General features: G+C 59.7%; 7 protein-coding genes. 1 reads left to right on the forward strand and 6 read right to left on the reverse strand.

What is annotated here, in order from left to right; genetic code table 11:
* Positions 1-416 precede the first annotated feature (416 nt).
* Positions 417-2,906 carry a hypothetical protein gene (locus FJ398_22890; protein MBM3840752.1) on the forward strand — a complete coding sequence of 830 codons (2,490 nt, stop codon included), beginning with the start codon at positions 417-419 and terminating at the stop codon, positions 2,904-2,906.
* A 1-nt stretch (position 2,907) separates the two neighbouring features.
* Here FJ398_22890 and FJ398_22895 read toward each other — a convergent pair whose 3' ends face one another.
* The 6 genes from FJ398_22895 to FJ398_22920 form a co-directional block, all read right to left on the reverse strand.
* Positions 2,908-3,657, reverse strand: coding sequence for a succinate dehydrogenase/fumarate reductase iron-sulfur subunit (locus tag FJ398_22895; protein MBM3840753.1), 750 nt, complete (start codon positions 3,655-3,657; stop codon positions 2,908-2,910).
* Positions 3,654-4,319, reverse strand: coding sequence for an ORF6N domain-containing protein (locus tag FJ398_22900; protein ID MBM3840754.1), 666 nt, complete (start codon positions 4,317-4,319; stop codon positions 3,654-3,656). The genes FJ398_22895 and FJ398_22900 overlap by 4 nt, the downstream gene beginning before the upstream one ends.
* Before the next feature lie 95 nt (positions 4,320-4,414).
* Positions 4,415-6,328: a fumarate reductase/succinate dehydrogenase flavoprotein subunit gene (locus FJ398_22905; GenBank protein ID MBM3840755.1), complete on the reverse strand. Its 1,914-nt coding sequence runs from the start codon at positions 6,326-6,328 to the stop codon at positions 4,415-4,417.
* Positions 6,325-7,017 (reverse strand): succinate dehydrogenase cytochrome b subunit, encoded by a 693-nt coding sequence (locus FJ398_22910; GenBank protein ID MBM3840756.1) that lies wholly within the window; start codon positions 7,015-7,017, stop codon positions 6,325-6,327. The genes FJ398_22905 and FJ398_22910 overlap by 4 nt, the downstream gene beginning before the upstream one ends.
* A gap of 94 nt (positions 7,018-7,111) precedes the next feature.
* Positions 7,112-7,447, reverse strand: a complete 336-nt coding sequence (locus tag FJ398_22915) for a hypothetical protein (GenBank protein MBM3840757.1) — start codon at positions 7,445-7,447, stop codon at positions 7,112-7,114.
* Positions 7,448-7,686: 239 nt separating this feature from the next.
* Entirely contained in the window at positions 7,687-8,310 is a 624-nt protein-coding gene (locus FJ398_22920; protein MBM3840758.1) for a hypothetical protein, read from the reverse strand.
* Positions 8,311-8,633: the final 323 nt, after the last annotated feature.

Below are 8,633 nucleotides of genomic sequence, written 5' to 3' on the forward strand. Positions count from 1 at the left end.
ATTTTCTGGCCGTGCGCGGGCTGTCGATCGTCCTGCTCTTGATCGCCAAATTGATGCTGGACACCGCGCGCTGGCACGATTCGCAATGGCGGCTCGTCATCTCGGTTTGGGCCTACCTCTGGATTCTGGCCGGCATGTGGTTCACGATTTCCCCCTGGCGGCTCCGCGACCTGATCCACTGGGCGACCGCGAACGAGAAACGGCTCCAAATCGTCAGCGCGGCGCGGTTGGCGTTTGGTCTGTTTGTCGTGATTCTCGGGTTGACCGTTTTCTAGCGGCGCGCTCGAAGATTCCAAGCACACGAGGTTTTAATCTCCCTTTCTCCCGCTTCCGTCTTCCTTCTGGCGTTCCGTCTGGTACCTTTCGGCCGGGCTGATTTGTTGTCCGTCTCAAAGCGGTCAAGCCGAGCCAGCAGGATGCGGCCGAAAAAACTAGACTCGTGTCGGCGCCAGTTGTGGAGCGACGCGCCTCTCCTGGGCCCCTGGTTGCGGCGCCGGGCGATTCGCGCGCTCGCGCGAGATCTTTCACCGGACGCGGCCGGGCTCCTGGCGGAGTTCGCGACGCGATGTCGAGACGATCGTCTGCGGGCGCTCACGCTGGCTGCGCTCACTCACACCGACTCTCCCGCATCGATTGACCGTATCTGCGCGGTTTGGGCCGCGACCCGGCATCCTGTTCTCACCGACCTGATCCGGCGCAAAAACTGGATCGCTTCCTCCCCGGCTCAAATTCGGGTCCTCACCGCGCTGAAATTGCCGGCGGCGGAAGCGATTCTCGCGGGCGGCCCTGAAATCGTCGATCCGTTGATCGAAAGTTGCGAGGATGCCGATTCAGAAATCGCCAGCCACGCCCGCGAGTGCCTCAGCCACATGAAAAGCCCCGCCGCGATTGATGCGCTTTGCCTTCGTTGGGTTGAGAAGAGGGAAGCAACAGTGGCCGAAGCGCTGGAGCGGGCCAAATACATCGCCCGACAGCCGGTGAGCGCGCGCGTCTGGACGGCGCTGAAAGCCCGCCGGCGCGAGCTAGTCACCGCAAGCGGAGGCGAAGCGGTTGAACCGTTGATCGCCGCCGCCAAGGATTTGGATCCTTCGATTGCGCAGGAGGCGGCGGCGGCGTTGCAAGAATTGAGCGACCCGCCAGCCCAAGAAGCCCTTTGTCGATTCGTGATCGATGGAGAGGAAGCCGCCGCGCGCAGCGCCGCCGTCGCCGCTCGCTATGCGCCGCGCGAACCCTTGCAACGGGCCCTCTTTTATTTCCTCACGGAGCAATGGGACGCTTACGAAAGCCTGGATTTCGACCAGCGTTTCTTGGGACGCGCGTATGAAGCCGGGAACCGAAAGCTCCGGTGCCGAATCGCGGAGAAGGGCCGGCAATGCGGTCGAACCGAGTGGTTGGGCGCCATTGTCGGCGCGCGCCACGACCGCCGCTTGAGCGAAATGACAGGTGAAGAGTGGGAAGCGGCGGCCGCTGTGCTCCGTGAAAACAAGCGTTGGGAGGACAGTTGGCAGTTGGCGCAAGTGGCGCCCGCGGATTGGAGCGTCCGGCTTTTGATGAATCTCAAAGATGCCGGATGGCGTCCACCTCTCGAACAAGATCGCGAAGCGTTCGTCGCGTTAACCCGGTTGATCGATGGCTGCTGCAAAGAGCCGCCGTTCTTGGGAAGATTGCTGCGGAACGCACGCCTGCTCGAAGGCCATGGCGACGCCGTGAGTTGTCTGACCTTATCGCGAGACGGGCTGATGCTGGCGAGCGGGAGCCACGATCACAGCGTTCGATTCTGGAACGCCAACGAAGGCGCCTTGATCCAGACGCTGGAAGGCCACACGGACTGGGTGGATTGCCTGGCGTTGAGTCCGGACGAGCGCGTGCTGGCCAGCGGAAGCCGGGACAATACGGTGAGGCTCTGGCGTTGGCCGGAAGGGCAGCTTCTGCACCGATTGCAGGGCCACACCGATGATGTGCGATGCCTGGCGTTCAGCCGGGACGGGCGCGTGCTGGCCAGCGGCGGCGGCGACGCGAGCATTCGGTTGTGGAGCGTCCCGGACGGCCAGCCCATCGCCCGGTTGGCCGGCCACTCGGACGTCGTGACCTGCCTGGCGTTCAGCCCGCAGGGCGACGTGATCGCCAGTGGGAGTTACGACAACGATGTGAACCTTTGGAAGCTGACCGAAGCGCAACCGGTTGCGACCCTGAAAGGGCATCGAGCCATGGTGAATTGCTTGGTCTTTACGGCCGAAGGGCAGCACTTGATCAGCGGGAGCAAGGATCGCTCGATCCTGATTCGGAGCCTGACCGATCGAACCAAGCTGAGACGACTCAAGGGCCACCGGGACGATGTCACTTGCCTGGCCATCAGTCCGAACAACACCTTGCTCGCCAGCGCCAGTTGGGACACGACGATCCGGTTGTGGCGTCTGCCCGACGGTGAGTTGATCGATACGTTGGGAGCATCGGACACGAACGACGGGCACGAAAGTTGGATCGGTTGCCTCGCGTTCAGTCCGGATGGCCAGGTCCTCGCGAGCGGCGGATTCGATCATACGACGCGGCTTTGGAGCCTCCCGGGCGGCGCGCCGCTCAAGACGCTGGAAGGACACAGCGACCGGGTAACCGATGTTCGTTTCAGCCCGGACGGAAAGACGTTGATTACCGCCAGCGCCGATCGAACGATCCGCGTCTGGCGATCCGAACTGGCGCGCCTGCGGCAACTCCCCGTCGGGCGGACCACGTTGGAGGATTTCGAGTGGGTCGAAAGCGTCTTGACCAATTCGAGGCTCTCGGACGCCGAGCGGGGATGGATCGAGTTTTTGTGCGCCTTGATGCGCGCGCGCCGCCGCTACGACATCGAAGTGGGCGAAGCGGCCCGGATTTCGGTCGGCGAATTTGACATCGAGTTGGAGCCGTAGCTCAAGGCCCCTTGAACAGGGCGAGCAGATGATCGCGGTTCATGCGGCTAATGAAGCTGAGGCGGATTTCTTTGGGGCACACCGCTTCGCAAGATCCAGTGACGGTACAAGCGCCAAAGCCCTCGCGGTCCATCGCTTCCTCCATCCTCAACACGCGGCGTTCCTTCTCCACCGCGCCCTGAGGCAATAGACTGAGGTGAGAAACTTTGGCGGCGACGAAGAGCATCGCCGAGGCGTTCTTGCACGCGGCCACACAGGCGCCGCAACCGATGCACGCCGCCGCGTCCATGGCCCGTTCCTGGCGATCTTTGGGAATAGGAATCGCGTTGGCATCCGGCGCGCCCCCCGTGGGCACGGAAACGAATCCGCCGGCTTGAATGATCCGGTCAAACGCGCTGCGGTCCACGATCAGGTCTTTGACGATCGGGAACGCCCGGGCGCGCCAGGGTTCAATCGTGATCGTGTCCCCGTCTTTGAAGTGCCGCATGTGCAACTGGCAAGTCGCCGTGCCCTTGCGCCCGCCGTGCGGAACGCCATTGATCACGAGCGAGCACATGCCGCAAATGCCTTCGCGGCAGTCCGAATCGAACGCGATGGGATCTTCGCCCTTCTCGATCAATCCTTCGTTGACCACGTCCAGCATTTCCAAGAAAGACATATCGGGAATGATTCCCTGAGCGCCGTAGGTCGCGAAGTTCCCAGGAACATGTCCATTCTTTTGCCGCCAGACTTGTAAGGTGAGGTTCATCATCCAGGGATTCTTGATCGCAATCGCGGCCGGTTCTCCGGTTTCGCCGCGATGGCATGAAAGCCGATCTCTCTTCGAGAGGGCGCGGGTTCGGATTTGGGCTCCGTCATCAATTGGCGAATCGCGTCGAAAACAATTTTGAACTTGCGGTCGTATTTTTTCTCCAACGCAGCCAGCTTGTGGGCCAATTCGGCGTGGGACGCGAGGAGTTGGCGGAGGCGAACAAAGGCGCGCATGATCTCGACGTTGACCAGGATGGCGCGTGAGCTGCGGAGCACGCTGGAGAGCATCGCGATCCCTTGCTCCGTGAATACCAAGGGGCGATAGCGAAGATTTCGTTTCCGCAAAGTGGAAGTGCTCGAACCATTCCCCGGGGATGCGATCACAATTTGTGATCGCATCCTCTGCGTCTCCTGCGCATTAAGACTGAACATGAAATCGCAGGGAAAACGCTCCGTATTGCGGCGGACCGCCTGGTTTAGCGCACGCGTTTCGACGCCGTAGAGGAGCGCAAGGTCCCGGTCGAGCATGACTTTCTGGCCGCGGATCAAATAGATCTGGCGTTCGATGGGCGCGAGTCTGGCCGTGGCAGGTGCGTTGTGCGGGACGGTCTGTGGCGCGCGAGCAGAGTTTTTTAAGCGAGGAGTCAGGAGCGATTTCTTCATGACGATTTGAGGTTGAGTTTTCCCGTGCCGTCCCTCCTTGGGAACGCAGGCAGAAGAAAACTGCATGCGGGGCAAATCGTCAATCGCAAATTCGATCACTTGTAGCTCCTTTGCGTCATTTTCACTTCCTCGTAAACCAGCGGCTCTTTGTGCAGGAGGGGCGGCTTTTGCGGTCCCTGATATTCCCAGGCGGACACAAAAGAGAAGTTCGCATCGTTTCGTAACGCTTCTCCGTCCTCGGTCTGAAATTCCGTTCGGAAATGGCCGCCGCAGGACTCGCGGCGCGTGAGCGCGTCCAGGCAAAGCAATTCGGCGAAGTCCATAAAATCCGCGACGCGTCCGGCGTGCTCCAGCGCTTGATTCAACTCCTGGCTTTCTCCGGTGACCGTCGCGTTTTCCCAGAACTCCGCGCGCAGTTCAGGGATTCGCTTCAAGGCATCTTTCAGGCCGGCTTCGTGGCGCGCCATGCCGCATTTGTCCCACAGAAGTTTGCCCAGTTCGCGATGCAGGGAAGTCACGGTGCGCCGGCCGCGAATGGACAAAAGCTTCTGCGTCCGCGCGCGAACTTCTTCCTCGGCCTTCTTGAATTCCGGATGATTCGACGATGGTTTCAGCGGTTTCGTCGAGGCGAAGTAATGGCCGATCGTATAAGGGATGATGAAATAGCCGTCAGCCAGGCCTTGCATGAGGGCGCTGGCGCCGAGCCGGTTGGCGCCGTGATCGGAGAAGTTGGCTTCGCCCAGGACAAACAATCCGGGAACGTTGCTCATCAAATTGTAATCCACCCACAGGCCGCCCATCGTGTAATGGACGGCCGGGTAAATCCGCATCGGCACTTCGTAGGCATTCTCTCCGGTGATCGTTTCGTACATGGAGAAGAGGTTGCCGTAACGCTCCTGGATCGCGTGCTGGCCCAGGCGTTTGATGGCATCGGCAAAATCCAGGTACACGCCCAGACCGCCAGGCCCGACGCCGCGGCCTTCGTCGCAGACTTCCTTCGCGGCGCGCGAGGAAATGTCGCGCGGCGCGAGATTGCCGTAGCTTGGATACTTGCGTTCGAGATAGTAGTCGCGCTCCGCTTCGGCAATCTGCGGCGGCGGCCGTTTGTCGCCTTTGTTCTTAGGCACCCAGACGCGTCCGTCGTTGCGCAGCGACTCCGACATCAAGGTCAATTTGGACTGGTGATCGCCGCTGACGGGAATGCACGTGGGATGAATTTGCGTGTAACACGGATTGGCGAAGGCCGCGCCTTTCTTGTAAGCGCGGAAGATTGCCGTCACGTTGCAGCCGCGCGCATTGGTCGAAAGATAAAACACGTTGCCGTACCCGCCGGTCGCGAGCACGACGGCGTCCGCGGCGTGCGACGAAATTTCGCCGGTGACCAGGTTGCGAACCACGATGCCCTTGGCGTGGCCTTCGACGAGCACGACGTCGAGCATTTCGGCGCGCGGAAACATTTTGACTTTGCCCAGGCCGATCTGCCGGCAAAGCGCCTGATAGGCGCCCAGGAGCAATTGCTGCCCGGTTTGGCCGCGCGCGTAAAAAGTGCGAGACACCTGCGCGCCTCCGAAAGAACGATTCGCGAGAAGCCCGCCGTATTCGCGGGCAAACGGCACGCCCTGGGCCACGCATTGGTCGATGATGTTCACGCTGAGCTGAGCGAGCCGGTACACGTTCGCTTCGCGCGCGCGGAAGTCGCCGCCTTTGATTGTGTCGTAGAACAGCCGATACACGCTGTCGCCGTCGTTCGGGTAATTCTTGGCGGCGTTGATGCCCCCCTGGGCGGCGATGCTGTGCGCGCGGCGAGGGCTGTCCTGGAAACAGAAGCACTGGACGTTATAGCCGAGCTCGGCCATCGACGCCGCTGCGGAAGCCCCCGCCAGACCGGAGCCGACGACGATGATATCGAACCTCCGTTTGTTCGCCGGGTTGATCAGCTTCATTTCCAGGCGATGCCGGTCCCACTTCTTTTCCAGCGGCCCGGACGGGATTCTGGCGTCGAGGTTCATTGGAGCAGGCCGAGCAAGATTGCGATCGGGATCGAGCAGTTGCCCACAAAGATAACCGCCGCGGCGGCCCTCGCCCCGTGATCGATCCATTTTTCAGTTCGGTCATTCCGGAGGCCGATCGATTGGAACATGGCGCTGACGCCGTGGCTCAAATGGAGGCAGAGCAGCGCCATGCCCAGGATGTAAAAACCCGATACCCAGACATTCGAATAACCAACGACCATCATGCGATACACGTCCGGGTGTTTGGTCTGGGGGTCGAGCAACGCCCTGAAATCCTGGCCGGTCAGATTCACGGAGGGAATCTTGAGTGTGAAATGCAACAAGTGGTAAGCAATAAACGCCGCGATGATCAGACCGCTCATGAGCATCGTCCGCGACGCGTAACTCGCGGCCGGCGGCGGCGGATTTCCCAGGTAGCCGATCGGGCGCGCCGCCCTGTTTTCCGCCGTGAGTTTCAAGGCTGACCAGAGGTGCAAAACAACCAGGGTCAGCAAGCCGATCCGCGCCGGCCACAGCAACTCGGGCGTCGATTGGAGAAAGTGCGCGTAGTGATTGAGCGGCCCTTCGTGCCCCAAGAAAATCTGAAGATTCCCCGCCATGTGGCCGATGACAAAGCCGAACAGGCAAAACCCGCTGACGGCCATGACGTACTTCTTGCCCAGAGAGGACTGGAAAAACTGCAGCATCGAATGCGGCGCTATGTAATCGGCAAGCGCTCGGAACGTCAATCCATCAGGACAAAGTATAAGGAGGGACCACCGGCGGCGTTATCCTGACTAATTAATTACGGCTTGTCCCAAAAGGTAAACTTTGTCCCAAACTTTGTCGCAGCCTTTGTCCAACAAGGCCGGTTTCTTCGATTCCGCAATGGAATCCCGCCTTCACGCCGCCGAACGCGTTCCGCCCGCAGGCCGGGGCAAGGCCGCTCAATTCATGCCCATCCGTTTCATCTTCCGCAACAAGCTCACCAAAGCCGACAGGCTGCTGCTGGCCTTCGACGCGTTTGAGCTCTCCGAAATGCTCGGCCGCGAAATCAGCCTCGGCAAAATCATCCATGGCGATGATCACGCCACGCTCAAGGTCACCGCAGAAACTCCGCAGCAAAGGCATCTTCACCGTCACCCAACTCTCCTACACGTTCCGCCCACGCCGCAGTCCCAAACGGCTGTGCGATAAAACGCGAGAAATATCACCATTCGCTCAAGGCGCTGGCGATACGAGAGAAGAAAATCCACATCAATGGCAGCCCGGAACTGAGGATCGACGGCACGCCGGTTTATCTGAATGTCGAAGGCCTGCCTGACAGCGATTTCTACCACCTGATCAGCTGACGGATCCGGCCACGAAGAAAGGGCTTAATTCGTCGTCACGTCGAGCAATTCATACGGCCATTTTCCCGCGGCGTCGAAGTCCATCAAGAATTCCGCGAGAGAAACACACCGAAAATTCGTCACAAGTTGGCCAACGAAATGAGGATTCAGCGTGAGCAGCACCGGTGCAACTCGGTAAGCGCCACCTGGGTAGCTCTTGAACAAGCGCACGATCTGCTTCTTCTGATGGCTCACCCAGTTAATCTTCTTGAGAAATTTTATCTCGTAAGAATCCCTCTGCGTTACAAACTCTGCTAGATCGTCGCGCCAGAACTTGGGTTCTGTCCTGTCTTCGACCATCTTGCATTCTGCAATCACGAGCAGCCTTTCTGATGACAAGAACCCCAGGAAGTCGATCTCCCCTACATCGGGAGGGATTGGAATCGCAGATCCACTACCTTGAACCTCGTCCTTGCACTTTCTGCCTTCAACGCCTCGCAGGCTCAGGAAATCGGCCACAAGCCTTTCAAACCAATCGCTCGCTTTCTTGGAGAGCCGCTCCAAAGCGCTTTGTGTTTCAGGCCTTAGCCATTCAGGTGGGAGTCTTTTGAAGCATGCTCCTTGCGTCAACGCGGAGAGCTCACTTCGTACGCCATGGCTCTTGACCAAGTCAAGTGAGAGCCAAGCCTGTGAGGGAACTCGAAAAAGCCTCTCTGGTAGGCTCGGTGTATTTGTTTGGGCTTCCAGAGTTGACGTCCCTCCGTTGCCATTCCGGCCCGATGAACGGTGAAGCCGTAAAGAATCTGCTTCACCGTTTCAGTTGCTATCCCGGATGAGGCGATTTCTGTCACGAGCTTCTGATACGGATAGAACGTGATTGGGTAACTCCCGGGCGCATGAATGGCGTTTTCGATGACCCCAGTCAGCACCGAGCAGAAGTCCTGGTAGGTAAGGCCCCACGCTTCTTTGAAAGACGTGTTTAAGGTATCGCC

Source organism: Verrucomicrobiota bacterium (assembly GCA_016871535.1).
Taxonomy (GTDB): Bacteria; Verrucomicrobiota; Verrucomicrobiia; order Limisphaerales; family SIBE01; genus VHCZ01.